At 69.2% G+C, this 26066-nt stretch carries 33 protein-coding genes; 29 read left to right on the top strand and 4 right to left on the bottom strand.

What is annotated here, in order from left to right:
• Window positions 1-10 precede the first annotated feature (10 nt).
• The 19 genes from OC490_RS21900 to OC490_RS21810 all read left to right on the top strand — a co-directional run bounded on the left by OC490_RS21900 (window position 11) and on the right by OC490_RS21810 (window position 16598).
• Complete coding sequence (locus OC490_RS21900) at window positions 11-1027, top strand: hypothetical protein (RefSeq protein WP_262059670.1); 1017 nt, start codon at window positions 11-13, stop codon at window positions 1025-1027.
• Window positions 1024-1830 carry a hypothetical protein gene (locus tag OC490_RS21895; RefSeq protein ID WP_262059669.1) on the top strand — a complete coding sequence of 269 codons (807 nt, stop codon included), beginning with the start codon at window positions 1024-1026 and terminating at the stop codon, window positions 1828-1830. Before OC490_RS21900 ends, OC490_RS21895 begins: the two co-directional genes overlap by 4 nt.
• On the top strand, window positions 1827-2288 hold the full coding sequence (locus tag OC490_RS21890; protein ID WP_262059668.1) for a hypothetical protein: 462 nt from the start codon (window positions 1827-1829) through the stop codon (window positions 2286-2288). The genes OC490_RS21895 and OC490_RS21890 overlap by 4 nt, the downstream gene beginning before the upstream one ends.
• A 57-nt stretch (window positions 2289-2345) precedes the next feature.
• The gene (locus OC490_RS21885) at window positions 2346-2684 is read left to right on the top strand and encodes a hypothetical protein (RefSeq protein ID WP_262059667.1); all 339 of its coding nucleotides are present in this window, start codon (window positions 2346-2348) and stop codon (window positions 2682-2684) included.
• Entirely contained in the window at window positions 2681-3019 is a 339-nt protein-coding gene (locus OC490_RS21880) for a hypothetical protein (protein ID WP_262059666.1), read from the top strand. The genes OC490_RS21885 and OC490_RS21880 overlap by 4 nt, the downstream gene beginning before the upstream one ends.
• A gap of 1 nt (window position 3020) precedes the next feature.
• Window positions 3021-3500, top strand: coding sequence for a hypothetical protein (locus OC490_RS21875; RefSeq protein ID WP_262059665.1), 480 nt, complete (start codon window positions 3021-3023; stop codon window positions 3498-3500).
• A 216-nt stretch (window positions 3501-3716) separates the two neighbouring features.
• A complete protein-coding gene (locus OC490_RS21870; RefSeq protein ID WP_262059664.1) occupies window positions 3717-4190 on the top strand; it encodes a hypothetical protein in 474 nt (157 codons plus the stop codon).
• Between the two features lie 7 nt (window positions 4191-4197).
• Window positions 4198-4668, top strand: coding sequence for a phage tail assembly chaperone (locus tag OC490_RS21865; protein WP_262059663.1), 471 nt, complete (start codon window positions 4198-4200; stop codon window positions 4666-4668).
• Window positions 4669-4783: 115 nt separating this feature from the next.
• Complete coding sequence (locus OC490_RS21860; RefSeq protein ID WP_262059662.1) at window positions 4784-9358, top strand: phage tail tape measure protein; 4575 nt, start codon at window positions 4784-4786, stop codon at window positions 9356-9358.
• Window positions 9355-10818, top strand: a complete 1464-nt coding sequence (locus OC490_RS21855) for a hypothetical protein (RefSeq protein WP_262059661.1) — start codon at window positions 9355-9357, stop codon at window positions 10816-10818. Before OC490_RS21860 ends, OC490_RS21855 begins: the two co-directional genes overlap by 4 nt.
• A 10-nt stretch (window positions 10819-10828) precedes the next feature.
• The gene (locus OC490_RS21850; RefSeq protein WP_262059660.1) at window positions 10829-11908 is read left to right on the top strand and encodes a DUF5047 domain-containing protein; all 1080 of its coding nucleotides are present in this window, start codon (window positions 10829-10831) and stop codon (window positions 11906-11908) included.
• A gap of 9 nt (window positions 11909-11917) precedes the next feature.
• On the top strand, window positions 11918-12730 hold the full coding sequence (locus OC490_RS21845) for a hypothetical protein (RefSeq protein WP_262059659.1): 813 nt from the start codon (window positions 11918-11920) through the stop codon (window positions 12728-12730).
• A complete protein-coding gene (locus OC490_RS21840; protein WP_262059658.1) occupies window positions 12727-13488 on the top strand; it encodes a glycine-rich domain-containing protein in 762 nt (253 codons plus the stop codon). Before OC490_RS21845 ends, OC490_RS21840 begins: the two co-directional genes overlap by 4 nt.
• A gap of 8 nt (window positions 13489-13496) precedes the next feature.
• On the top strand, window positions 13497-13742 hold the full coding sequence (locus tag OC490_RS21835; protein WP_262059657.1) for a hypothetical protein: 246 nt from the start codon (window positions 13497-13499) through the stop codon (window positions 13740-13742).
• Window positions 13743-13757: 15 nt separating this feature from the next.
• Window positions 13758-14429 (top strand): hypothetical protein, encoded by a 672-nt coding sequence (locus OC490_RS21830; RefSeq protein WP_262059656.1) that lies wholly within the window; start codon window positions 13758-13760, stop codon window positions 14427-14429.
• A 10-nt stretch (window positions 14430-14439) separates the two neighbouring features.
• A complete protein-coding gene (locus OC490_RS21825; RefSeq protein WP_262059655.1) occupies window positions 14440-15384 on the top strand; it encodes a glycoside hydrolase family 25 protein in 945 nt (314 codons plus the stop codon).
• Window positions 15385-15387: 3 nt separating this feature from the next.
• Window positions 15388-15597: a hypothetical protein gene (locus OC490_RS21820; RefSeq protein WP_262059654.1), complete on the top strand. Its 210-nt coding sequence runs from the start codon at window positions 15388-15390 to the stop codon at window positions 15595-15597.
• Window positions 15598-15609: 12 nt separating this feature from the next.
• The gene (locus OC490_RS21815) at window positions 15610-15960 is read left to right on the top strand and encodes a hypothetical protein (RefSeq protein WP_262059653.1); all 351 of its coding nucleotides are present in this window, start codon (window positions 15610-15612) and stop codon (window positions 15958-15960) included.
• Window positions 15957-16598 carry a collagen-like protein gene (locus OC490_RS21810; RefSeq protein ID WP_262059652.1) on the top strand — a complete coding sequence of 214 codons (642 nt, stop codon included), beginning with the start codon at window positions 15957-15959 and terminating at the stop codon, window positions 16596-16598. The genes OC490_RS21815 and OC490_RS21810 overlap by 4 nt, the downstream gene beginning before the upstream one ends.
• Before the next feature lie 54 nt (window positions 16599-16652).
• Here OC490_RS21810 and OC490_RS21805 read toward each other — a convergent pair whose 3' ends face one another.
• The 3 genes from OC490_RS21805 to OC490_RS21795 are packed head-to-tail and all read right to left on the bottom strand — an operon-like array spanning window position 16653 to window position 18512.
• Complete coding sequence (locus tag OC490_RS21805) at window positions 16653-16847, bottom strand: hypothetical protein (protein WP_262059651.1); 195 nt, start codon at window positions 16845-16847, stop codon at window positions 16653-16655.
• A gap of 42 nt (window positions 16848-16889) precedes the next feature.
• A complete protein-coding gene (locus OC490_RS21800; RefSeq protein ID WP_262059650.1) occupies window positions 16890-17741 on the bottom strand; it encodes a helix-turn-helix domain-containing protein in 852 nt (283 codons plus the stop codon).
• A gap of 15 nt (window positions 17742-17756) precedes the next feature.
• The gene (locus tag OC490_RS21795; RefSeq protein ID WP_262059822.1) at window positions 17757-18512 is read right to left on the bottom strand and encodes a DUF6879 family protein; all 756 of its coding nucleotides are present in this window, start codon (window positions 18510-18512) and stop codon (window positions 17757-17759) included.
• Between the two features lie 174 nt (window positions 18513-18686).
• Here OC490_RS21795 and OC490_RS21790 point away from each other — a divergent pair, with 174 nt between their 5' ends.
• The 3 genes from OC490_RS21790 (at window position 18687) to OC490_RS21780 (ending at window position 19945) form a co-directional block, all read left to right on the top strand.
• Window positions 18687-18893 carry a hypothetical protein gene (locus OC490_RS21790; RefSeq protein ID WP_262059649.1) on the top strand — a complete coding sequence of 69 codons (207 nt, stop codon included), beginning with the start codon at window positions 18687-18689 and terminating at the stop codon, window positions 18891-18893.
• A gap of 73 nt (window positions 18894-18966) precedes the next feature.
• On the top strand, window positions 18967-19464 hold the full coding sequence (locus OC490_RS21785; protein WP_262059648.1) for a DUF6415 family natural product biosynthesis protein: 498 nt from the start codon (window positions 18967-18969) through the stop codon (window positions 19462-19464).
• A 169-nt stretch (window positions 19465-19633) separates the two neighbouring features.
• Window positions 19634-19945 (top strand): hypothetical protein, encoded by a 312-nt coding sequence (locus tag OC490_RS21780; protein WP_262059647.1) that lies wholly within the window; start codon window positions 19634-19636, stop codon window positions 19943-19945.
• Between the two features lie 7 nt (window positions 19946-19952).
• Here the strand turns inward: OC490_RS21780 and OC490_RS21775 are convergent, their stop codons facing one another.
• Window positions 19953-20210 carry a GntR family transcriptional regulator gene (locus OC490_RS21775; protein ID WP_262059646.1) on the bottom strand — a complete coding sequence of 86 codons (258 nt, stop codon included), beginning with the start codon at window positions 20208-20210 and terminating at the stop codon, window positions 19953-19955.
• 544 nt (window positions 20211-20754) lie between these two features.
• Here OC490_RS21775 and OC490_RS21770 point away from each other — a divergent pair.
• From OC490_RS21770 to OC490_RS21740, 7 genes are all read left to right on the top strand, one after another.
• Window positions 20755-21042, top strand: coding sequence for a type II toxin-antitoxin system Phd/YefM family antitoxin (locus tag OC490_RS21770; protein WP_262059645.1), 288 nt, complete (start codon window positions 20755-20757; stop codon window positions 21040-21042).
• A 297-nt stretch (window positions 21043-21339) separates the two neighbouring features.
• Entirely contained in the window at window positions 21340-21642 is a 303-nt protein-coding gene (locus OC490_RS21765; protein ID WP_262059644.1) for an urease subunit gamma, read from the top strand.
• A 9-nt stretch (window positions 21643-21651) separates the two neighbouring features.
• Window positions 21652-21963, top strand: coding sequence for an urease subunit beta (locus OC490_RS21760; protein WP_262059643.1), 312 nt, complete (start codon window positions 21652-21654; stop codon window positions 21961-21963).
• On the top strand, window positions 21956-23677 hold the full coding sequence (locus tag OC490_RS21755) for an urease subunit alpha (protein WP_262059642.1): 1722 nt from the start codon (window positions 21956-21958) through the stop codon (window positions 23675-23677). Before OC490_RS21760 ends, OC490_RS21755 begins: the two co-directional genes overlap by 8 nt.
• A gap of 13 nt (window positions 23678-23690) precedes the next feature.
• Complete coding sequence (locus OC490_RS21750; protein WP_262059641.1) at window positions 23691-24365, top strand: urease accessory protein UreF; 675 nt, start codon at window positions 23691-23693, stop codon at window positions 24363-24365.
• 169 nt (window positions 24366-24534) lie between these two features.
• Window positions 24535-25212, top strand: coding sequence for an urease accessory protein UreG (gene ureG, locus OC490_RS21745; RefSeq protein ID WP_262059640.1), 678 nt, complete (start codon window positions 24535-24537; stop codon window positions 25210-25212).
• Window positions 25200-25967: an urease accessory protein UreD gene (locus OC490_RS21740; protein ID WP_262059639.1), complete on the top strand. Its 768-nt coding sequence runs from the start codon at window positions 25200-25202 to the stop codon at window positions 25965-25967. Before ureG ends, OC490_RS21740 begins: the two co-directional genes overlap by 13 nt.
• The last annotated feature ends 99 nt before the right edge of the window (window positions 25968-26066 follow it).

Genomic DNA, 26066 nt, shown 5'->3' with positions numbered 1-26066 from the left:
GGGAGGTGACGTGACGACCTTCACCGACAACTTCAACCGCGGCGACGGTGCCCCCGGCGCCAACTGGGTTGATTCGTCCGGTCTCTGGACGATCGTCTCCCAGCAGCTCTCATCAGGCACTGCGGGCGGCACGATCATCATCCGTGCCGCCACCGCGATGGCCACCAACGACAACAGCGCCCAGGTGGCCATCGCGGCCACCGGGGCCGTCTCCCACGGCGTGTTCTGCCGCGCCAACACTGGTTCCGGCTTCACCAGCGGTTATCTGTGGCGCAACGACGGCACCTCGTGGGTGCTCTTCTCGAACGTCGGTAGCTCGTTCACCTCCCTGGGCTCCTTTGCCGGGGCAGCCGTGGCGGGAGACGTCGCCAAGATCACGGCTGTCGGCAGCACCATCACGGGCTACGTCAACGGCGTCGCACGCGTCACCGTCACCAACACGGCCGTCACCACCGGAACCGGCGTAGGCCTTCGCGCCGAGTCGTCGAACGTGCTCAGGTTCGACGACTTTGCTGCGGCGGACGTCACGTCCGGCACCACGGGCGACGCGTCACTGACCGCCACCGCCACACTGTCCGCATCCGGCCTGCGCTCCACTTCAGGTGATGCCGCACTCACCGCGACCGCAGTGCTGACCGCGTCAGGACTGCGGGCCACAACCGGCGACGCGTCACTGACCGCCACGGCCTCACTGGCCGCGAGCGGAGTACGAGGCACCGCGGGCGATACGGCACTCACCGCAACTGCGGCCCTGACCGCGGCAGGTGCGGTCGGCCGCCGCCTCGACACGGCACTGGCCGCGACGGCCGCCCTTACCGCATCCGGAGCGACCGGGACCGCATCCGGCGGCCAAATCATCATCACCGTCGGACTGCACGCATCCGGCCAGGTCGACGGCGCAGTGGTGCGCGGCACGGCACATGCGGCAGCAGGAGCCACCCCCCGGGCACAGCGCGGAGACCCGCGCGGCCCCCAGGCACACCGCGGAGAGCCCACCGCGCCGACAGCGAGGGGAGGAGCCCAGTGATCGACCTCGGAGCCGTCTACCAGGTAGCCGTCGATGTCGCCGACGCCTCGGGCGCCCCCGCAAACCCGGACGGCGCGACGCTCACGATCATCCTGCCGGACGGTTCGACGGTCAGCCCCAGCGTGCCGACGCCGACGACCACCGGGCAGGTCCGCGTCGATTACGTGACCGTCCAGGCCGGCCGGCACGTGTGGCGGCTCGTCACCACCGGGCCGACGACCGCGTATGCGGACGTCTTCGACGTCCAGGCCGCAACCGCCGAAGGCATCGTGTCCCTCGCCGACGCCCGCAAGCAGGTGAACATGGGCCCGACGGAGACCGGTGACGACGACGAGCTGCGCATCTTCATCGCGGCTGCGACCCGGGCCGTCGAGCGAGCGCTCGGCCGTACGGTGGTCCGCCGCACGTACACCGACCGGTTCTACCTGTCCGGAGCGGTCGACCAGCTGCTGATGAGGCACGTTCCCCTGCTGGACCTGGTCTCGGTCGTCTCGGCCGACGGCCTCACGACCTGGAACACAGCAGCCCTGGAAGCGGACACGGACACCGGCTACGTCACGGTCGTCTCGGGCCCGGCCCTCACTGACGTCGTCGACGTGACCTACGAGGCAGGGCTCACGATCATCCCGGAGGACTACCGGCTGGCCGGGCTCATCATCCTCCAGCACCTGTGGGAGACACAGCGCGGCACCATGGGCGTCCGGCTCGGCGGCGATGGCGAGGTTCTCGCGCCGGGCCGCGGCTATGCCATCCCGCACCGTGCCCTGGAGCTGCTCGACACCCAGCTCCCGGGGATCGCATGACGGCCCCGGTCTGGCAGTCGAAGGTCCCGGCTGCGCTCGACGCCCTGGTCGCCACGTTCACGACGGCCGACGGCCTCCAGGACGTGACGGTCCGCGACGGGCCGTCCGTCTCCCAGGCGCGCGTCCTGGAAGTCGTGTCCGTCGGTTACACCGGCACCGACGGCGAAGCCGACGTCGATGCGGTCACCGCCACCGAAGGCCTCGGCCCGGACCGCGAGCAGTTCTCCATCCGTTGCGTGGTTGCCGTCACCCGCGGCAGTACCGACATGCCCGCCGCGAGGGCACGGGCGTACGAGCTGTTCGGCGCGGCGGCAGTCGCGATCGCAGCGAACCGGACCCTGAACGGATCCGTGATGCGGGCCCTGGTCGGCTCGCACTCGCTGACGCAGTACCAGACCGACCAGGGCGCCCAGGCCGCCGTCACGTTCACCGTCGACTGCGACTCCTACACCCGCTAAGCGCGGACGGCCCCCTCTTCTCCGCCCGTTGGGTCAATCCAGAACAGGAGTATGCGGATGACCGCGCTCGCAGCCAACGTCGTGCCCAACGTGGGGCTCGACATCGGAGCCCTCCCGGTGGCCGCCACGAATGGCGACACCGCTCCATGCGGTTCCGGGACCTTCCTCTACGTCAAGAACACCAACGCCGCAGCGTGCGTGGTCACCCTGGCGACGCCCGGGCAGATCGACGGCCGCCTCGCCATCGCCGACAGCACGTTCAGTGTCGGCGCCAATACCGGCATCGGCCTCATCCCGCTGATCGCCTCCCTGTACGCGGACCCGACCACCGGCCTGGCCACGGCCACCTACTCCGTCACCTCCGGCGTGACGGTCGCGGTGGTGAGGGTCCCGTGAGCGAAACCGTCGCCATGCGGCACCCGACGCTGCCGGCCGACCAGGAGATCGAGGTCCCCAAGGACTCCGTTCCGCACTACACGGGCGCGGGCTGGCAGATGGTGCCCGCCGAGGAACTGGAGCACCGGGCCGAGCTGAAGGCGCAGGCCGAAGCCGCCGCAGCCGAGGAAGCCGCCCGGCAGGAGGCCGGAACCGCGGCCGAGCCGGAAGACGCCACCGCTGCCGAGGCAGCCGAGCAGCAGGCCGCGACCGAGCCGGAGCAGTCGGAGCCGGCGGATATGCCCACCAAGCCGTCGCGCACCCGCGCGAAGCCCAAGTCGACGGAGGAGAACTGACATGGTGGCCACGCCGATCACCCCGACCTCGCGGTACATCCCGCCCGGCACCACGCGCTACTACTGGGTGCCGTCCATCGCGAACAAGGCCGCGCCGACCCGCTCCGAGCTGAACGCCGGCTCCGACCTGACGGCGGAGATCTCGGCCGTGTCCGGCTTCGCGACGAGCTCCGACCAGCAGGACACCCCGGACCTCGGCTCGCGCTTCGTGTCCAAGATCCCGGGCCGCATCACCGCGGACGACAGCTCCCTGACGCTGTACATGTCGTCGACATCGGCCGACGTGCGCACGCTGCTTCCGCGCGACACCGCAGGCTTCATCACAATCTTCCCCGAGGGCGACACCGCGGGTCTGAAGTACGACGTTTTCCCCGTCAAAGTCACGGGCCAGCCGAAGAGCCGGGACGTCGAGAACCCGGCCACGATCATGATCCAGTTCTCGGTCACGAGCATCCCGGTCGAGAACATCACCGTCCCGTGAGCGTGCCCGACGTTCCCGAGTCGATCCCGCGTCCAGTCGCCTGGGCCATATGCCATTCCCTTGGCCTGGAGCCGAGTTCCGTGCGGGGACTGGAGTTCGGGACCTACGGCCTGTACGTCACATTCCTCGCGACGGACAGCGACGGACAGCGACTGTCCGACGGCCGCGGCCCTGCGACGCACCGGATCTTCGTCCGATTCGGCGAGGAGGCAGGGGATGTCGATCCAACTGCGCCACGGTGACGACTTGCGGCGCATCAGCCGCGAGCTGCGCCGCATGGACAGCCCGGAGATCAAGAAGCGGTTCCGCAAGGAACTGCGATCCGCAGCCCGTCCGCTCGTGCCGAAGGTCCGGACGGCGATCCGCGCCATCCCGTCCGGCCGCAGCTACAGCGCCGACGGCCTGCGCGGCCAGCTGTCCAAGGCGACCCGCCTGGAGATCAAGACAGCGGGCAAGGAAGCCGGAGTCGCGCTCCGCGTCGACGGCCGCAAGATGCCCGCCCACATGAAGTCGCTGCCCGCGATGGTCGAGGGCACCAAGCGCTGGCGCCACCCCGTCTACGGCAACCGCGAGAACTGGGTCAACCAGGGCCGGGAGCCCTACTTCTACAAGACCGTCCGCGTTGCCGGCCCACTGTCCCGTCAGGCCGTGAGCCGCGTCCTGACCGGCATCACCAGAGACATCAGCTAGGAGCACCATGACCCTGTCCCGGGACGGCATCCTCGCCGTCGACGACGTCCAGCTGGAGAAGGTCCCTGTTCCCGAGTGGGGCGACGAGGTCATCATCCGCGGCCTCACGGGCGAGGAGCTCGACGCTTACCAGGCGAGCCGCCGCCAGTTCCGCCACGCCGGAACGCCCCAGCAGGAGCTGATCTTCGTCCAGGACAACGCGCGCGCCAGCCTGCTGGTGAAGTGCCTCGTCGACGAGCACGGCGCGCGCCTGTTCACCGACCAGGACGCCGGCGATCTCGGCAGGAAGAACGGCAAGGTCCTCGACCGGCTGTACGACGTTGCCGCGCGCCTGTCCGGCCTCAGCAACGAGGAGCAGGAGGCGATGGAGGGAAACTCCGAGACGCCGGCAGCGGACGGCGATTCCAGTTCATCCTCGCCCGAGCCCTCGGCTGCACCCGAGCCGAGCTCCTCCGACGGATCAGCGCCCACGAGCTGACCGAGTGGGAGATCTTCTACCGCATCGAGGCTGAAGACCGCGAGGCAGCAGACAGGGAAGCCGCCGAGTCCGGACGCAACTGACGTGACCCACCCAGCAGTTGAGGGGAGGCGTCATGGGGATGTCGTCCACGGGCATCATCTACACCCTCATTGCCCGCGATGCGGCCTCCCGCACCTTCAACACAGTTGGCCGGGCCGCCGGCGGTACGGACAAGATCCTCGGCAAGCTCGCCAAGACCGCCGCCATCGCGGGCGGCGCGATGGCGGCCGGGCTCGCCGTTTCGATCAAGGACGCGAGCCGCTTCCAGTCGGAGATGACCCGCATCTCGACCCAGGCGGGCGGCACCCAGAAGGACGTCAAGGACCTCTCTGACCAGGTCCTGAAGCTGGGCACGACGACGCAGCAGGGCCCGGACCAGCTCGCCGCGTCCTTGTACCACCTCAAGTCGGTGGGCATGGACAACGTCCAGGCGATGAAGGCGGAGAAGGAGGCCGCCGACCTCGCAGCGGTCGGTCATGCGAATCTCGAAGAGACGACCAACGCCTTGGCCGGTGCCTGGCGCACCGGGATCAAGGGCGCCACCTCGTTCCACGAGGCCGTGAGCACGGTGAACGCCATCATCGGCGCCGGCAACATGTCGATGGATCAGTTCAACGCGGCCATCGGCACCGGGATCCTCCCCAGCGCGAAGACCTTCGGCCTGACGATGAAGCAGGTCGGTGCCGCGCTGGCGCTGATGACCGATGAGGGCATCGACAGCGCCAGCGCCGCGACCCGCCTGCGGATGTCGTTCAGCCTCCTCGGCGCCCCGTCCAAGGCCGCCGAGAAGCAGCTCGGAAAGATCGGGCTGACCGGCCTCCAGCTCGCGGACGCGATGCGCGGCAAGGACGGCCTCATCGGCGCACTGACGCTGCTGAAGGACCACCTCGACAAGAGCGGCATGTCCGCCTCTCAGCAGTCGCAGATCCTCTCCCGGGCGTTCGGCGGCGGCCGGTCCAGCTCCGGTATCCTCCTGATGCTCAACAACCTCGACGTCCTGGAGAAAAAGCAAGAGCAGATCAACAAGTCGACGGGCCGCTTCGACGACGCGGTCAAGCTGCAGCGGAAGACCGCCGAGGCCCAATGGCACCTGCTCACCTCGAACCTGGAGGTCATGGGCGTCCGGGTGGGCACCAAGGTGCTCCCGTACGTCACGGACTTCGTGCATTTCCTGGCCGCCGACGCCATGCCCGCGGCGCAGCACTTCGGCCAGGTCATGGGGGACATCGTCCCCGTCGACAAGATCAGTTCGGGGCTCTCGACCGTCAAGGGGATGGTCAGCGACTTCTTCACGGGCCTGGACGGAGGTTCGAAGAAGGCACAGAAGACGGCGGTGCTGCCCGCTCCGGTACTGAAGCCACTGCCGGCATCGGCGAGCCTGCTGCCCGCGAGGGGCGGCACAGTGCTGCCGTCGCCGATGCTGAAGGCGCCGGCGGTGCCGAAGGGCCTGCTGCCCGGTGCGCCGAAGAAGTCGGAGGCTGCGCAGCTGGGAAGCCAGATCCACTCGGCCATCCAGGGCGGCATCGACGGCATCAAGTGGGACAAGCTCGGGGACCGCCTGGGGAAGGGCCTCGCAGACGCCATCGGGTGGGTCGGGAAGCACACGGCGGACTTCACCAAGAAGATCGCCAAGATCTTCGCGGACCTCGACTTCGTCGAGATCGGAAAGAGCTTCGGCGCCTCCGCGATCCCCCTCGCGATCGGCTTCATCACCAGCCTGTTCGACCCCTTGTTCAGCCTCGACTTCTGGAAGAAGCACTGGCTGGACACGATCATCGCGGTCGTCTCGATCATCCCGATCGGACGGCTCGCGGGCGGCCTCGCGAAGGTCTTCGAGCACATCCCCTTCCTGAAGGTCTTCGAGCCGCTGCTCAAGGGCCTGGGGAAGGCCGGCGGCTGGATCGAGAAGGGCCTCGGGAAGGTCTTCGGGCCGATCGGGCGCGGCATCGCCAAGGGCTTCCGGGAGGCGCTGCCGGCCGCCGAGGGCATCGCCCGCGATCTCGTGGAGCGCTTCATCATGGGCCCGGCGCGTCGGCTGCGTACGACCGCCGGACTCATCCCGCGGGCCGTCGGATCCGGCATCGAATCGGCTTCGGCGTGGCTGACGAAGAAGGTCATCGATCTCACGAAGATCATCGTTCGGCCCTTCGCGAAGGCCGGCGGCTGGCTCCTCGACAAGGGTGCCGACCTGGCGAAAGGATTCGGCAGCGGTGTCGCCCGTGGCGGTCGGGCCGTCGGGTCCTTCGGCAAGAAATGGGTCATCGATCCGGTCGTCAACGCCTTCTCGAAGGCCGGGTCGTGGCTGCTGTCCAAGGGCAGCGCCCTCGTGGGCGGCTTCAAGAGCGGGGTGAGCAGCGGAGCCAAGGCGATCGGCGGCTGGATCTTCAACCGCATCCTGGTACCCGTCGCCAGCGGCATGTTCAAAGCCAACACGTGGCTGCTGTCCAAGGGCAGTGCGCTGGTGTCGGGCTTCAAGTCGGGTGTCGTGGGCGCCGCCAGGGGCATCGCGACGTGGATGGGCTCGCACGTCGTCGGCCCGGTCAGGTCCGGGTTCTCGAAGGCCGGGTCGTGGCTGCTGTCCAAGGGCTCCGCGCTGATCTCCGGCTTCAAGTCCGGGATCGTCGGCACGATGAAGGGCATCGGCTCCTGGATCAAGAACACGATCATCGATCCGGTCGTCAACGCCGTGAAGCACTTCTTCGGCATCCGGTCGCCCAGCCGGGTTTTCATGAGCATCGGCGGCCACCTCGTCGCCGGCCTCATCAAGGGCATGGCCAAGACCAGCGGGTCGGCCATCGCGAAGAAGGTCTTCGGCTCCCTGCCGAAGGCGCTCGGGTCGATCGTCAAGAAGGGCCTCGTCAGCGTCGCCGCGCTGCCCGGGAAGGCCCTCAAGGCGCTCGGAGGCCTGGGCGGCGATGTCCTCGGCCTGCTCGGTCTGGGCGGCAGCGGAGGCGGGTCCTCGGCGAACCAGAAGATCGGCGCGACCCTGGCGGCGGCACGGGGCTGGACCGGCGCCCAGTGGGCCGCGCTGAAGAGCCTGTGGAACGGTGAGAGCGGCTGGAACGAGCGCGCCCTCAACAAGTCCAGTGGCGCGTACGGCATCCCTCAGTCGCTGCCGGCCAGCAAGATGGGGTCGGCCGGCTCGGACTGGAAGACGAACGCTGCCACCCAGATCAAGTGGGGCCTCTCGTACATCAAGTCGGTGTACGGCAACCCGCTGAACGCCTACTCCAAGTGGCTGTCGCGGTCTCCGCACTGGTACGCGGAGGGCACGCGCGGCGCGGCCAAGGGCCTCGCCTGGGTGGGCGAAAAGGGCGCGGAGCTGGTGAACTTCGGCGGCGGCGAGGACGTGCTGTCGCACAAGGACTCGCTGGCGTTCGCGAAGACGCACGGCATCAAGATCCCCGGCTACGCGTCCGGCACCATCAGCAACGCGGCCGACCGCGCACGCCGCGCCAAGGAGAAGGTCGAGGACGACAAGGACGCGGTGGCGCGTGCCAAGCGCCGTCACAAGGGCGTCGCGGCGGCCGAGAAGCGGCTCAAGGCCGCGGAGGCGGAGCTCAAGGCGGCGAACATCTCGCTCGCCAACGCCCGGCGTTCCGCGAAGACTTCGATCTCGAACACGATCGCCACCGGCCTGCTGAAGACCCTAGAGACGGGTACCTCGGCGGCGATCGCGTCGGCCGTGAAGAGCCTCGCGACGAAGCTCCTGAACGCCGGCTACGACAAGACGGCCGCCTCCATCCAGAAGAAGGGCAGCACGCTCCAGTCGCTGGCCGACAAGCGCGCTGCCGTCCAGGCACAGATCTCCGCGGCCAACTCGTACGCCGCCGACCAGGCCTCCAACATCACGGACTTCCTGTCGATCAGCGGCACCGGTGCGACCGACATCGGTTCGCTCCTTTCCCAGATGGGCAGCCAGCAGAAGACCGCGTCGGGCTTCGTGGCCCTGACGAAATCCCTCAAGGCGCGCGGCGCGTCGAAGGCCCTTCTCCAGCAGCTCAGCGATGCCGGTCCGGGCAGTCAGCTTGCTGCCGTCCTCGGGGCGAAGAACGTCACGACCGGCGACATCTCCAAGCTGAACAGCCTGGTGGCGTCCGGCGGGAAGCTGGCGACGAGTTTCGGCAAGGACATGGCCGATCTCATGTTCGATACCGGCAAGCACGCCGGAGAGGGCTTCCTCGCAGGTCTGAAGGCCACGGAGAAGGATCTCCAGAAGCAGATCGACAAGCTGGCCACCGACCTGGTCAAGTCGATCAAGAAGGCTCTGAAGATCAAGTCGCCGTCCGTGGTGTTCCGTGACGAGGTCGGCAAGCAGGTCGTCCTCGGCATGGTCCACGGCATGGACATGCACGGCCACCTCGTCGGCGCCTCCGCGCAACGCCTGGCCGACACCGCGACCGGCATCTCCGTACGCCGCCGCTACGTGCCGACCGCAGCGACCAGCAGCAGTGCTGCCCGCCAGCAGGACGCCCTGTGGGAACGGTTCGCGACCGCGCTGGAGAACCAGCAGGGCACCGAGGTCCACGTCCACTTCAACGACGACCGGCTGAAGGACCTCGTAGACGTCCAGGTCAAGCCGAAGATCAAGGCCTCCGAGAACAACCAGGCCTTCCGGGCGAGGGTGGGGAGGCGTAGCGGCACATGACGATCTCCTTCGGCTCGACCGGCGCGCAGTCGACCCACACCGACACGATCACTCCGGCGGTGGCCGGGTCGGCCGGGCAACTGGCCGTCCTGCAGGTAGTGTCCGGGCATCCCAGCGACTCGGTTCCGTCCACCCCGTCCGGGTGGACTCTGGTGGGCAGCGCTTCGGGCGGCGGCGGCACCTTCGGGGCGTCCGCCGGCCCCCGGCGGCTGACGTTCTTCGCGCGCGTCCTGCTGGGTGGCGACGCCAACCCCACCACGGCGATCCCGTCAGGGTCGTCCGGATCGCTCATCATCGGCCGCGTCGTCAGCGTGGCCCGTACAGCAGGCACCGGCTGGCGGTGGGCCGCGAGCTTCGGCGACGACCAGACGAGCGGCACGGCTTTCTCCGTGACCGGCACCACGGCGCTCACCTGGAAGAGCGGCGACTTCGCGCTGATCGGGTACGGCGTCGCCTCCAACGCGGACAGCTACACCGCCGAGGCGATCGCCGTCAGCGGTGTCACGTTCGGCGCGGTCACCGAGCGCGCCGACAACGCGGTCACCACCGGGAACGGTGCGACCGTCGCGACAGCCTCCGGTGTGGTGTCCTCCGGCACCGCCACACTGGCGCCCACCATCACGGCCACTCTGGCGAGCGCATCCACCGGCATCGCCGGTGTGATGCGTATCCGCGAGGCCAGCAGCGACGTCAACGCCACGGCGCAATCCGTGTTCCCGCCCCGCAACCTGGTCTCCGCGACCGGGCTGACGGGGGACGACATCACGACCATCACCCTGTACCGGCAGGTCGGCAGCGATCTGGCCGCGGTGAGGGCGGCCAGCGGCGTCGACGTCACCGGCCAGTCGTCCTTCCTGCGTGTGGATGCGGAGCAGCCGTTCGGGATCGCCCTGAACTACGCGGCGGTCCTGACCGATGTCCAGGGTGCCCAGTGGACGGTCTTCTCCGGCCCCATCACGTCGACCGTGGACAGCGACGTCGTCTCCGATGCGATCCGCGGCGTCGGCGCCGCAGTGAAGATCGAATCGCCACTGGAGTGGAAGCGTGATCGCGACGCCACGACCTTCAACATCAACGGCCGGATCGTGGTGCAGGGAAAGCCACGCTCGGCCAGGTCCGGGACGCTCACCGTCCGCACGGAGACCGACGACGACGGCGACTCCCTGAACGATCTGCTCGACAATGCGACCGAGGGCACCATCCTCGTGCGCAAGCAGGTCAGCCTCTCGCGCCTCGACGGCACGTACGCGTTCACCGACGACACCGAATCACCCAACTGGTACGACGAACTCCGGTGGTTCGCGCTCTCCATCGTCAAGTCCGACGACTGGCCCGACGTCATGGAAGCCGCCGGGTTCACGCTGCAGGACATCGCCAACAACTTCTCGACCCTGTCGGACATCGCGGCGTTCTTCCCCACGAACCTGCTGGCCATCGCTCAGTACGACTTCGGGCCCTGACGTGCTGGACATGTCCGCCACCGCGCTCGCCGTCGTCCAGGGCAGCTACACCATGGACATCCGGGCCGAGTCCTGGCTCGGCGGTGTCCTGCTCGCCGACAACATCCCCATCGGCGACGGCAGCGAGTCCCGCGACCGCTCCCTGGCCGTTCCCGAACAGGTCAGCCTCACCATCTCCCGCCGCGACCAGGGATTCGACTGGGACCCCGGCACCGACCCGGCCCACCCGCTCGCGGCGTACGGGCAGATGCTGCGTATCGACTACGGCGTCGATATCGGCGGCGGCCAGATGGAGTGGATCAACCGCGGCTGGTTCCTCATCACGTCCAGCGAAACCGACGGAGACACCGTCACGGTGAACTGCGCCGGGATGCTCACCCTCATCGATGAGGCAAGCCTCGTCGCACCCTTCCAGCCCAGCAGCACGGACACCCTCGCCTCCGTCGTGCGCGCCCTGGTCGAACCCGCACTCACCGTCAGCTTCGCCGGCACCCTCGTGGACCGGGCGGTCCCGCTCGGCATGCAGTGGGACACCGACCGGCTCGGTGCCGTCACCGAGGTCCTCGACGCATGGGGAGCGGCTGAACGCGTCACCGAGGACGGCTACTTGCTGATCGAGCCCGTCAGCGATGCGGGCTCGCCGGTCCTGTCCATCAGTGACGACCGGGAGAACGGGACGGTCGTGCGCTGGCAGGGATCCACCACCCGCGACGGCGCGTACAACTGCGTGGTCGCCCAGGGCGAGGACGCGTCCGGCAACCAGATCCAGGGCGTCGCCTACGACAGTTCCGGGACTTCTCCGTTCCAGTACGGCGGCCCCTTCAACCCGCTCCCCGTGCCGTTCCCCTACCAGTCGTCGCTTCTGACGACGGTGGCCCAGTGCCGTACGGCTGCCGCTGCCCAGCTCACGCTGCTGAGGCGGCAGGCCTTCAGGAAGCTGGCCGTCACGATGGTGCCCCACCCCGGGCTCGTCACCGGCGACATCCTGTCCGTCACCGGCGCCGGCCTCACCGCTGCCCGATGCGCCGTCGAGTCCCTGTCGCTGCCCTACTCGCCCGGCGAGCAGAGCCTCACCGTGCGCGTGCTGTAGGGGGGCGAGATGGCCGACTTCGCAGACTCACGCGTCTCGACTGCCGGTATGGGCGCCGTGCGCGGCACGGCTCAGACCGCTGCGGCCTCCGGCGCCTGCCTGGTGAAGGTCGGCGGCATCGTCGTGACCGCCCGCGTGGCAACCGGTCTGACGGTCGCCATCGGCAACATCCTGCTTCTCGCGAGGCTGGGCAGCACCTACTACGTCACCAACGTGATCCCCGCGGCGCCGACGTCGACTCCCGCAACGCCGCCGCCCGCCGACACAACTCCGCCCGACACCGGAGATGCACCACCGGCCCCGAAGCCCGTCGTCACGACCGGCACCCTGACGTGCGTTCCGACGTCCACCGCCTGCTACCGCGACGGCAGCTGGCGCTCCGACGGAGACCCCACCAACTCGTTCGATCTCTACCAGGGCCGGTACGGGGGCTCGTCGTACGGCCGCAACACGGGCGCGGCCTTCTACGGCTCCAAACCACACACGCTGAACGGCGCCACCTGCACCAAGGCCACCGTGAAGATCAAGCGGCTGAGCGCAGGCGACTTCTCCGCCCGCTCCGCCACCCTGCGCCTCATCTCGCAGACGAGCCGTCCGGGCGGCGCGCCCTCCCTCAACGAGTCCACCTCCGGCCCCAGCCTCACGATCGGCTCGTCGACGACGTTCACGCTGCCCACCTCGTGGGGGCAGGCCTTGATCGACGGCACCCGTGGAGGCATCGGCATCAGCGTCAGCAGCGACGACCCGTACATCCACCTCGCAGGCCGCGGCAGTTGGTCCGCGGCCTTCACCGTCTCGCTCTCCTGGAGGCGCACGTCATGACCGCCAACACCTCCAAGGGCATCACTTATCCGCAGTCCACAGACCACACCAGACTCTGGGAGCACTACCAGGCCCTGGCCACGACCGCCGACGCCATCATCATCGGCAACAAGGACGTGCAGGTCTTCACGGCCAGCGGGACCTGGACCCGGCCCGCGAACGCGATCCTCGTCGACGTCCAGGTGCAGGGTGCGGGTGGGGGCAGCGGCGGCATCGCGTCCACCGGCGCCGGGCAGGCCGCTTGCGCGCCCGGCGGCGGGGGTGGGGAGTACGCACGCGGCCTGTTCCTGCCGGCGACAACGGGCTCCAGCGTGGCCGTGACCGTCGGCACCGGTGGCGCCGGCGGCACCGCGGGCGCCAACGCGGGCGCCAACGGCGGCACTTCATCCTTCGGTGCGCTGATCACCGCGCTTGGCGGCACCGGCGCCAACGGTGCCGCCGCCACCTCGACGAACGTGTCCAACGGCGGCGCGAACGGCGGTACCGGCGGTACCGGCGGCGACACCCGGATACCCGGCGGAGACGGCGGCAACGGCCAGGTCATCTCTGCGATCGCGCTGAAGTTCAACAACGGCGGCTCGGCGGCCCTCGCGAACATGCGCCGGGCTTCCGGTGTCGCCGCTACCACCACCACCGGCTTCGACGGCAACGCGTACGGCGGCGGCGCCTCCGGGCCCGCCAACGGAGCCTCGCAGTCCGCTGTCGCCGGATCGAACGGTGCGGCCGGCGTCGTCATCGTCACCACCTACACGGCATAGGAGCAGGCATGCCCCTCGACACCCCGCAGACCAGCCAGTCCGACGTCACCTGGACAGCATCCGGCCGGTACAGCGCGCAGAGCGCGACCACCTTCCAGCTGCACATCACGACAGAGGGGACAGCGGAGACCGAAGCGGAGGGCGACGCGCTCCTCCAGGCCCTCGTCGACCTCCTGTCCGCCCGCTTCCCCGGCGTCACCGGCACCAAGGGCTACACGGCCTACACGACGCGCGCCATGACCCTGTCCTCCTGACCCGGAGCGTGCGGAATGACCTATCCCGAAGCGCGCACGTTCTGGCTGGAGCCCACCGACCGCATCGCAACCGGGCTGCGCCGCTACGCCGATCGTCACACCGGCTCAGGCTGCGCAGAGTTCACCTGCGCGGCCGGCTACCACTCGGCCCTCGTCTTCACCGGCGAGGACGACGCCGTCTTCGACGAGCGGGACGGCTATCGCGTACTCGCCGCACGGCCGCTCGTCAGACCGGACGACCCGCAGTGGCCTGCCCACTGCGCCTGCGGATACGCCTTCACCGATGACGACCACCGGCAGGAGTGGCAGGAGCTCATCTACCAGCGGCCCGACACCGGCGAGCGCTACACGCTCCGGAAACGGCAGGCCAGCGACGTCGGCGCACCGTCTGCGGCGCCCCCCGGCGCCATGTGGGACGCATGGTGGATGCCCCCGTCATGGGCAGGCCTCGACGGCATCCATCTGATGGTGCGTCTCCCCAACGGCCGTGACTGGCAGGTCGACTCCCAGGCCTCCAACTGCACCCGGCCCGGGCAACCGCATCAGTGCTGGGTGCGCCACGGCAATCCCCGCGAATGCCGGATCACCGTCGACAAGAACGGCGACACCTGCTCTGCCGGAGCCGGATCCATCCAGGCGGCCGACTACCACGGCTTCCTGCGCGACGGCGTGCTCACCGCAGGCTGAAAGGACCGACGTGACGATCAAGGGCATCGATGTCTCGAACTACCAGAGCGCGACATACGACCTGACCGGACACGACTTCGTGATCGTGAAGGCCACGCAGGCCACGAACTACGTCAACCCCCGCCACACCGCACAGGTACAGCGAGGCCGGGACAACGGACGGGTCGTCGGCCACTACCACTTCCTCGTCTCAGGCAGCATCCAGGCTCAGGCGGAGTACTTCGTTGCCCACGCGGCACCGAAGGCCGGCGACCTGCTGGCCTGCGACTGGGAGACCAATCCGGCCGACGGCACTCTGCCGAGCACCGCGGAGAAGGACTCCTTCATCCGCGCGGTGAAGAGGCTCCGGCCGTCCAACAGGGTGCTCCTGTACACGGGCCAGAACCTGTGGCTCTCGAAGGACACCAGCGGCTACGCGGGCGACGGGCTGTGGATCGCCCAGTACAACGGCAAGCCCGGGCAGCCCGACATCAAAGCCGCATGGCTGATCCACCAGTACACCTCCACCCCCCTGGACACGAACGTGGCCGCATTCGCGAGCCGCGCCGAGATGGCCGCCTGGGCGGCAGAAGAGGACACCGACGTGGCACTGACCACTGACGACATCAGCAAGGTCGCCGACGCCGTAGTAGCCAAACTGCTTGCGGGCGGTGGGGCTCTGGAGGGCACCGATCTGGCCCGGATCTGGGCAGCAGACGTTATCCCCGCCGCCCGGCCGCCCTACAACAACCCGGACTATTACGGGCCGGACGGCAAGACCGTCGCCAACGCGACATGGTCGGCCGGGTACACCCAGCAGACCCAGGTCGAGGGCATCCGCGAGACCCTCGCCCGCGTCAAGGACCTCCAGGCCGCGCTTGCCGCGCTGGACCCGGCTGCCCTTGAAGCCGTGCTCGTGGCCAAGCTGGACGGCCTCAAAGTCGAGGTCACCGTCACCAACCCCACGGAGGGCTGAGCGATGAAGGTGTCCCGGTACTGGAAGGCGGTCGTCGCCGCAGTGGTCGCGGGAGCAGCGTCCGCGGGCACCGCTCTGCAGGACGGCAAGGTCACCGGCCCCGAGGCGGTCGCCATGGTGCTCGCGGTCCTGGGAGGACTCGGCTTCACGTGGGCCGTCCCGAACCGGCCGGCAACAACGTCGGCTGCTGCTCAGCCGCCGCAGGTTCTCTGACCGGGCGCAGCCGTGGCTGAGGAGCCGTCGAACGGCGAGCTGGGCAGGCAGATCGGCGCCCTCCAAGCCACGCTCTCCAGCCGCTTCTCCGAGCTGAACCAGCGGCTCGACAGGATGGTGTCGCTGGACGTCTACACGGTCCAGACGACCTACGTGGATCAGCGCCTGGCGCAGCTCCAGGCCGACATTCAGCGGTGCGCGAGTGAGAACGCGAAGCTGGAAGACGACTTCGAGCAGTACCAGCGCGAAGAGGCGAAACGCCGTGAGGCCGAGCGGCAGGCCCGCCTCTACCAGCTGATCGTGCCCGTCGCGATGTGCATCATCTCCAGTGTCATCGCGATCTGGGCGGTGGTGGCCAAGTGAGCGACGCCAAGCACAGCACGAAGCCGACACGGCACCTCAGCCTGCCGCGGGCGGAAGTCGTCATCGCCGGAATGGTCGTCGTCCTGTTCGCGGGCCTGGCGCTCCTCGTCGTCCAATTCGTCGGCCTGCACCAGGAACTGGAGACCGCCAACGCTGCCCGCGACGCGCTCGCGGCACAGGTCGAGCGCCTCGGCGCGTCCCCCGTCGCCGGACCGCCCGGCAGTCGCGGCGAGTCCGGCAAGTCGATCGTCGGACCCCGGGGTCCCGCCGGGCCGTCCGGACCCCCCGGGACATCAGGCTCCCCTGGCCGGGACGGGAGAAACGGGTCCACCGTCACGGGAAGCCCCGGAGCGACGGGCCCCGTCGGCGCGAGCGGGGCGGCCGGAGTTGTCGGTCCCAGCGGGCCGCCCGGACCGTCGGGTCCTGCCGGGCCAGCCGGACCTGCTGGGCAAGACGGAAAGGACGGCCAGGACGGGACGGACGGCCAGACCTGCCCCGACGGCTACTCCTTCCAGAGCCCCGACTACGACCCCGACGCCCTGGTCTGCCGCAAGGACGGAGCACCTCAGCCCGGCGGCGGCGACAGCCCGTCCCCGTCCTCGCTCGCCCTCGACCCCCACCGCCGCCAGTACATCTGACGCACAGAGCCCCCGCCGCCTTCGGGCGACGGGGGCTCATTCGCATGCCCGTAGCTACACCGTCTCGACAATCTCGCCGCGCCGGTGCTCGATCGCGACCGCCTCGGTCCACTCCGTGACGAGCAGCACGTACCGCTGCCGGGACTCGCCGTACAGCCAGCCGCCCGCCGCCTTGACCAGAGCCCTGATCTCCTCATTCACGACGGCAGCAGGCCGCACGGGGCCCAAGGCCTGAGGGGTGGGGGACATGGGGACAGCCTAGGATCCGGCGCCGACATCCCCGGCGGCAGGTCAGTGGGGGAGTAGGGCCTGCCGGGCGCGGCTGATCATGCCGTGGGCGTCGGCGCCGTACACCGCCGACTCGCGCAGAGTCGTCCAGGTCCGCATGTAGGTGTCCACGCTCGCCTCGTCGTCGATCCACAGCTCGGCGTGCCAGTTCTCGACGATCACCTGCCGATCGTCGTAGACCCAGAAGGCCGTGGCTGGAGGGATCTTCAGGGATGCGGACAGGGGGATGATGCCCAGCTCCACTGTGTCGAGCCCGATGGTTCCGGCCAGGCGATCCAGTTGAGCCGCCAGCACCGAGGGCGGACAGATCAGGGCGTGAAGAGCGGCTTCCCAGAGGATCAGGTGGAACCGCTTCGAGGAGTCGTACAGCGCCTCCTGGCGCCTCATGCGCGAGCGGACTGCTTCCTCGGTGTCGCGCGGCGAGCGCTGGAGCTCCGCGTACCTCCTGAAGATGGACCGGGCGTAGTCCGCAGTCTGGAGGATTCCGAAGATCATGGCGGGCTCCCAGCCCCGGAACACATGGGCGTCAACGTGTGCACCCAGGTGGGTGTCCTGCACCGCCTTGTGCCCCGAGGCCAGCTGGCGCCGCCACGAGCGGATGTGGGACTCGAAGCCGCGGAGTCTGGCGAGCAGCTCGTCGTAGACCTCCGGCTGGCCTGTTGCCTCAGCCCAGCCGCGCAGATCTTCAGGCGTGGGGGTCTGGCGGCCGTTTTCCAGTCGGCTGACCTTGGACTTGTTCCACCCGAACGTGTCGGCAAGCTGCGTACCGGTGAGCCGGCCACCGGGGGCCGAGAACCGAAGTTCGCGAAGCCGCCCTCCGAGCGCTTCCCGCGCCTGCTGGTAGTCCGTGCTCACCGGTGTGCACCTGCCCTACTCCTGTGCGGCCAGTTGTGCCGCGAACTCTTCGTACGGGACGGCATCATGCATCGCCGCATCGCGGGCCATCGCGTACCGCTGCACGGCTGCGGGCTCGGTGATCAGCTCCACGCTGACCAGGTTGTCGGAGTCATCGAAGTTGAGGAGCGCCACGAGCCGGGAGTCGAAGAGCCAGAAATCCTCGGCGGGCAGCTCGTGCCGATCGGCGTCTGCACGCCACAGGTTGCGGATCGTTTCGCCGACGGAGCTGTTGCGGCGTGCGTTGTCGAGGAGGTAGAGCTGCCCGGGCGTGGGCGGGTTGTCGACGATGCGGACTCGCTCGAACCGCTTGCCCAAGGCGGTCTGCTGGCGGCGCTCGGCGCACCACTCGGCGTCGATCCCCTCCCAGGTGACAGGCTCTCCGCCAATGAACTGGGCGTAGGTCGAGGTGTCTTCGTCCGAGGCGTACCGTCGCCGCGTCTCCAGACGCCACGCCGTGTGCTTGAACTGGGTGAACAGCCGGTCGAACTCGTCCGGGCCGATGATGTCCGGCACGCGGGTGACCTCCTTGGGGCCGAAGTCGACGAGCAGTTCACGCGGCACGACGATGGGGATCTCGCCGTCGTTCAGGTGCCGCAGCTGGGCGAGGTCGCCGGGTTCCGTGAGAGCCGGGCCGTGCACGATCACCTCGCCGGTGTCCAGGTCTTCGTGCACGGCCGGGCAGCCGTTTACTCCGCTGCCTGTGCCGTTGAAGCGCAGTCGACGCGTCATCATCCATTCCTTTCGCCGAAGGACCGAATCACCTCAGCGTCTCCGAGGTCAAAGCCCTCCGTACTCGATTCCCTGACGCTCAATTGGCAACTTGCCGCAACTTCGCGGAACGGTCAAGCAACTTTGTGCAACTGTCGTGGCGGCGCACAACTCCCTTCTCCTACCGTCCTGTTCATGGTCAAAGCACCCGAGTCGCAAGACGTAGATCCCCACACGGCGATGGAATCACTGAGGGAAGCCCTGGGCGAGAACGGGATCGTGTTCCCGTCACTTCGAGTCGACCCTGCCTCGCCGGGCCTCCGGCTCGTCGAGCTGGGGCGTGTACGCGCGGACGTGGCGCTGCGACTGGCGTACGCACTCCGAGGGGACCCAGCAGCATGAGCAAACAGCAGGCAGGAATCCAGCAGTGTGGCCATACCGCCCCTGACGCGGCAGGACACAGGGCGGGAGCGGCATGGTGAACGCGGCCGGCGTAGAAGGGAAGACCGCATCCGTTGACACCGAGAAGCTGCGCGCCAGCGCGAAGAGCTTCCTCAACTCGCATCAGACGCTGCCGCGCTACGAGACGGTGCAGCACGCTGCGCACGTGTTCTACGGCGACCTGTGCCGGCTGATTCCGGAGGTCGAGAAGCTCGCGGAGCGCTGCGACAAGGACGACGTGCGTGGGCAGGTGGCGCTGGTCGCCGCCGAGGAGGCTCGTCGACGGAGCACCGAGATAGAACGGTCGGGCCTGACGCGCGAGTTCGAGCGTGTCCAGCGGCTGGCCCGGTTGGTCGTGGCCCTGTGCGACCACTACGAGACCCTCGCGGGGACCGCGATGTGTCTGGTCTGCGACAGGCCTCTGGGAGCTGACGAGGACACGATGCCGTACGACCGGGTCAGTCCCTCCGGGAACTCGACCAGGTCCGGCCGGATCCATTCCCTCTGCGCCGAGGCCGTCCGCCGCGACTGATCGCGGCCCGCTGCCCCTGGAATGGGGCCCCATGGCGACCGCAGGGTAAGGGTCGCGCCCACGAACTCCCATCGCGTCGAGGAATCGGAAGCCTCGGCGTGATGGGTCGGCCCGCCCCGCCGAGGAACTCGGAAGTCTCCGGCAGGGGCGGGCTCATCGAGAGGGACTGATGGACGACTTCACTGACGACAAGGTGCTCCCGCCTCCGGCACCGTTCATGTTCGGGTGCGAGGAGTGCGTGCAGCTGCTCCGTGCCTTCAGCGAGAAGGTCGCCGCGGACGCCGACTGCTTCGGTGAGCAAATGGCCGTTGCCCGGCACATCGTCGAGGGCCACGCCGACCAGGTGCCACGCCCACACGCGCGCAACTGTGACATCTGCCCCCACTACGCTGCCCGCGACGACGGCGACCCCGGCGGCCTGTGGGCCGAGCACCGAGCCCGCGAGCTGTTTCTGCCGTCGGAGGTGGCGAGGCTCCTGTAGGCGCAGCTCAATCCCCGGGAGCGGAGTCCTCGCGCTGCGCCTGAGCCACGAAACTCCCAAGACCGGGCTCGGTGTAGATCAGACCGTCCTCCCGAAGCTGCCGGTGGACCTTCTGTCCGGTGTTCCCGGCGATTCCGAACTCCTGCTGCAACTGGAGGACGGAGGGGACGCGCGTGCGGGGCGCGTAGGTGCCGTCGGCGATGCGCTGACGGATCACCTCGTATACCTGGCGCCATCGCGGTTGGTCGGGGACGAAGTCGATCACCGGGACAAGCTAGGGGTGTCATGGCACGTCAGGCGAGATACAGCATGCCTAGTACGCCATAGCACGCTACATGTAATGTGAACGTTGGCCAGCTCCCGACGGCATTCGGCCACCCCGGGAACCGGCCCTCTCTATGCCAGGAGAGCGAGGCGCCCACCAGACGCCCGCCCCGCCGGAGGTCTCGGAAGGACTACGGCGGGGCGGGTTCACTCGCCCCGTCCGTCCACCGCCCGCTGGTGGACGGACGGGGTTTTTCACACCCCGTGCGATGCGGACACACGCGCATATGCCTCGTGCACGGTGCCGATCAAGGCGGCAAAGTAGAAGCCTTATGCACGTACCAACGAGCCCCGCCACGCGGAGGAAGTCGGAAGCTTCCTGCGTGGCGGGGCTTGGTGTGCGATTGGGGCCGGTGCGCGCTCCGGAATCTCTCACGCACATCTCACAGACCCTGTGTGAGGCGACGGTCGCAACGCCTCTGACCTTGGCTTTCCTGGATTTGCTGTATCTCACGGACACTGAGAACGCACCGTAAGCTAGGGGTATGGCCTACGAGATTCCGGTGACGCAAGCCAGGGCTGAGCTCGCCGACCTGATCAACCGGGTGGTGTACGGCGGGGAGCGCGTCGTCGTGACACGGCACGGCAAGCCCCTGGTCGCGCTGGTCTCCGCCGCCGACCTGGAGCGACTCGATGAACTCGACAAGCTGGACGCGAACGCCGACGAGCAGGTGATCAGTGCCGTCTCGCACGTCCGCGAGGTCGCGTCCGCTCCCCGCGAACACCATCGGTTCGGCATCGCCGCCGAGCACCGGGGGCCGAACCCCTCTTAGCCGCGTGGTCGAGAGGGCGGCTCTACGGGCGTAGATGTGATTGTCCTGATCACAGCTCGGTTAACTTGCTTGAAACTCGGTCCAACTAGCCTGCCGATCCACGCCACCAGGGATTTTTCCCTGGGGGCTGAGCGGGTCCGGCGAAGTCCGCTGCGGTTCGGCAGCGCCCCGAAGGGGCGCGGGGAACTGCGCGACCAGCCACGACGGGCCTTCGGATGACGTCCCGCACTCCGAGCGGAGCGTTTAAGCGGCAGCCGGACCCCGCACGGTCCGGAGCGAGGACTGTGAGGTGGGAGCGTGCAACTGACCCCGCACGAGCAAGAGAGGCTGCTGATCCATGTGGCGGCCGACGTGGCCGAGAAGCGCCGGGCCCGTGGACTGAAGCTCAACCACCCCGAGACGGTCGCCCTCATCACGTCGCACATCCTCGAAGGCGCCCGTGACGGCCGGACCGTCGCCGAGCTGATGGCCTCCGGACGCAAGCTGCTCACCAGGGACGACGTCATGGAGGGCATCCCCGAGATGATCCACGACGTACAGGTCGAGGCGACCTTCCCGGACGGCACCAAACTCGTCACCGTCCACGACCCGATCGTGTAGGAGGCCTCGATGATTCCCGGCGAGATCCTGTTCGCGGACGACCCGATCGTCTACAACGCGGGCCGCGAGGTCACACGGATGACCGTCCTCAACGCCGCCGACCGGCCCGTCCAGGTCGGCTCCCACTACCACTTCGCCGAAGCCAACCCCGGGCTCGCGTTCGACCGCGCTGCCGCACGCGGCAAGCGGCTCAACGTCGCCGCCGGTACGGCCGTGCGCTTCGAGCCGGGGATCCCCGTCGACGTCGAACTCGTCCCGCTGGCCGGCGCCCGTGTCGTGCCCGGACTGCGCGGGGAGACCGGAGGTGCCCTCGATGCCTGAGATCTCCCGCGCCGCGTACGCGGACCTGTTCGGACCGACCACCGGCGACCGCATCCGGCTCGCCGACACCGACCTCCTGATCGAGATCGAGGAGGACCGCTCCGGCGGTCCCGGACTCGCCGGTGACGAGGCCGTGTTCGGTGGTGGCAAGGTCATCCGCGAGTCGATGGGCCAGGCGCGTGCCACGCGCGCAGAAGGCACCCCCGACACCGTCATCACCGGCGCCGTCATCATCGACCACTGGGGCATCGTCAAGGCCGACGTCGGCATCCGCGACGGCCGGATCACCGGCATCGGCAAGGCCGGCAACCCCGACACCATGGACGGCATCCACCCCGACCTGGTGATCGGCCCCGAGACCGAGGTCATCGCCGGCAACGGCCGCATCCTCACGGCCGGTGCCGTCGACGCGCACGTCCACTTCATCTGCCCGCAGATCGCCGACGAGGCGCTCTCCGCCGGAGTCACCACACTGGTCGGCGGCGGCACCGGACCGGCCGAGGGCTCCAAGGCGACCACGGTCACCCCCGGGCCCTGGCATCTCGCCCGCATGATGGCCGCGATGGAGCAGTACCCGCTCAACATCGGCTTCCTCGGCAAGGGCAACACCGTCTCGCACGACGCGATGATGTCCCAGATCCGCGGGGGCGCGCTCGGACTGAAGCTGCACGAGGACTGGGGCTCGACCCCCGCCGTCATCGACGCCTCGCTGACCGTCGCCGACCGCACGGGTGTCCAAGTCGCCATCCACACCGATACGTTGAACGAGGCCGGGTTCGTCGGCGACACCCTCGCCGCCATCGCCGGACGCGGCATCCACGCGTACCACACCGAAGGTGCGGGCGGCGGGCACGCGCCGGACATCATGACGGTGGTCTCCGAGCCGCACGTGCTGCCCAGCTCCACCAACCCGACCCGGCCCTACACCGTCAACACGGCCGAGGAACACCTCGACATGCTGATGGTCTGCCACCACCTCAACCCGGCCGTCCCCGAGGACCTGGCCTTCGCCGAGTCCCGCATCCGCCCCTCGACGATCGGCGCGGAGGACATCCTCCACGACCTCGGCGCCATCTCGATCATCTCCTCCGACGCACAGGCGATGGGACGCGTGGGCGAGGTGATCCTGCGGACCTGGCAGACGGCCCATGTGATGAAGCGGCGGCGGGGAGCGCTGCCCGGTGACGGCCGTGCCGACAACCATCGCGTACGGCGCTATGTCGCCAAGTACACGATCAACCCCGCCCTCGCACAGGGCCTCGCCCGCGAGATCGGCTCCGTCGAGAGCGGCAAACTCGCCGACCTCGTGCTGTGGGAACCGGCGTTCTTCGGCGTCAAGCCGCACCTCGTCATCAAGGGCGGCCAGATCGCGTACGCGCAGATGGGCGACGCCAACGCGTCCATCCCGACCCCGCAACCGATCCTGCCGCGCCCGATGTTCGGGGCGATCGGACGGGCCCCGGCCGCCAACTCCTTCAACTTCGTGGCGCAGTTGGCTATCGAGGACGGGCTGCCCGAACGGCTCGACCTCGGCAAGAAGTTCGTCGCCATCGAGTCCACCCGTGGGGTGACCAAGGCCGACATGCGGGAGAACGACGCCCGGCCGCGCGTCCAGGTCGACCCCGACAGCTTCGCCGTGCACATCGACGGGGAACTCGTCGAGGCGACTCCGGCGGCCGAACTGCCCATGGCCCAGCGGTACTTCCTCTTCTGATGGCAGGGCCGCGATGAGCAGGGGAGCACTGCTGGTCCTCGCCGACGGGCGCTTTCCCGCCGGTGGGCACGCGCACTCCGGCGGGGCGGAAGCGGCCGTCAAGGCCGGGCGGGTCACCGGGGCGGCGAGCCTCGGGGAGTTCTGCCGGGGGCGGCTGCATACGGCCGGGGTCGTGTCCGCCTCGCTGGCCGCGGCGGCCGTACTCGGCGTCGATCCGGGGGAGTTGGACGCGGCGGCCGATGCGCGGACGCCGTCACCCGCGTTGCGGACCGCTGCGCGGAAGCTCGGGCGGCAGCTGATGCGGGCCGCTCGCGCGACCTGGCCGTCCGCCGAACTCGACGCGCTGGCGCGGGAGTTCCCAAAGGGTGCCCATCAGCCGGTCGTGCTGGGGCTGGTCGCTCGGGCGGCCGGTCTCGGGGCCGAGGACGCGGCGTACTGCGCGGCCTACGAGAGTGTGAGCGGGCCCGCGTCCGCGACGGTGCGGTTGCTGAGTCTCGATCCCTTCGACGCTACGGCCGTACTGGCGCGGTTGGCGCCGGAGTTGGACCTTGTCGCGGATCGGGCGGTGGAGGCGGCCGGGCGTGTGGTGGACCACGGTGTCGATGAACTGCCTTGTGCGTCCGCGCCGTTGCTGGAGATCGGGGCGGAGGCGCATGCGGCCTGGGCTGTGCGGTTGTTCGCGTCGTAGGGGTTTTCCCGCCCCCGCCGCCCCTACCCGTCCCGTCCTCCAGGGGCTCTGCCCCTTCGACCCCGCCAGGGGGCTCCGCCCCCTGGACCCCCGATCGGCCTGAACGGCCTCGTCCTCAAACGCCGGACGGGCTGGTTGTTGCCGGCCCAGCACAAAAAGGAGCCGCCTTATGCACCTCGACCACGACCACCACGGCCCCGCCGCCGTCAGTGCCGACGCCCGTCGGCCGGACGGCACCCGTCGTGCCCTCCGTATCGGCCTCGGCGGTCCCGTCGGCTCCGGGAAGACCGCCACCGTCGCCGCGCTCTGCCGGGCCTTGCGCGACGAACTCTCGCTCGCCGTCGTCACCAACGACATCTACACCCGTGAGGACGCCGAATTCCTGCTGCGGGAGGCCGTGTTGCCGCCCGAGCGGATCACCGCCGTGGAGACGGGAGCCTGTCCGCACACGGCGATCCGGGACGACATCTCCGCCAACCTCGAAGCGGTCGAGGACCTGGAGGACGAGGTGGGGCCGCTGGATCTGATCCTCGTGGAGTCCGGTGGGGACAATCTCACCGCGACCTTCTCGAAGGGGCTCGTCGACGCGCAGATCTTCGTGATCGATGTCGCCGGCGGGGACGACATCCCGCGCAAGGGCGGGCCCGGGGTCACGACCGCCGATCTGCTCGTCGTCAACAAGACCGACCTCGCGCCGTACGTGGGATCCGATCTCGGGCGGATGGCCGCCGATGCGAAGGCTCAGCGGGCCGAACTGCCCGTTGTCTTCCAGTCGTTGAGGACTGAGGCAGGGGTCGGCGATGTCGCCCACTGGGTGCGGAAGCAACTCGCCGAGTGGGCGGCGTGATCGCTACCGGCGTTCGGGCCACCGCGCGGATCGTGGCCCGGGACGACGGGCGTGGTGGTACCGCGCTGCCCGTGCTGGAGGGGGACGGGCCGCTCGCGCTGCGGCGGATCCGGGGGAGTGGCGCGGAGGCCCGGGTCATGCTCGTCGGGGCGATGAGCGGGCCGCTGGGAGGGGATCACTTCGCCGTCGTGGCCGATGTGGAGACCGGGGCGCGGTTGCGGGTCGGGTCGGCCGCGGCGACCATCGCGCTGCCGGGGCAGGCGAAGGGCGAGTCGCGGTACGACGTGCGGATCGGTGTGGCCGAGGGCGGTGAACTGGAGTGGCTGCCCGAGCAGTTGATCTCCGTGTGCGGCAGCGACCTTCGTGTCACCACGCGCGTCGACCTCGCCGGCTCCGCGCGGCTCGTGCTGCGCGAGGAGCAGGTGCTCGGGCGGGTCGGTGAGGAAGCCGGGCGGCTCACCAGCCGTCTCACGCTGCGGATCGCCGGACGGACCGTGCTGGACCAGGAGTTGGCCTGCGGTCCCGGAGCACCGGGCGGCTGGGACGGGCCCGCCGTCCTCGCGGGACATCGCGCGGTGGGTCAACTCGTCGTCGTACGGCCGGAGTTCACCCAGGAGCCGCCTGTGGCGCGGATGCTGGGGGAGTGCGCGGCGCTGGCGCCGCTGGCCGGGCCCGCCGTGGTGGTGACGGCTGTCGCGGCCGACGGGCTGCGGTTGCGGCGGGTGCTGGACGAGGCGTTGGCGTCGCTCGCATGAGTATCCGCTGAGCGGTACGTGAGTTTCCGCTTATCGGATTGGTAAAGAAGGTCAACAGCCCCTGTCCTCAGACACCTCACAGCCGGGAGGATCCCCCGA

It is taken from the genome of Streptomyces sp. STR69, from assembly GCF_024519455.1.
Taxonomy (GTDB): Bacteria; Actinomycetota; Actinomycetes; order Streptomycetales; family Streptomycetaceae; genus Streptomyces.
This window is presented reverse-complemented; position numbering and strand designations above follow the sequence as displayed.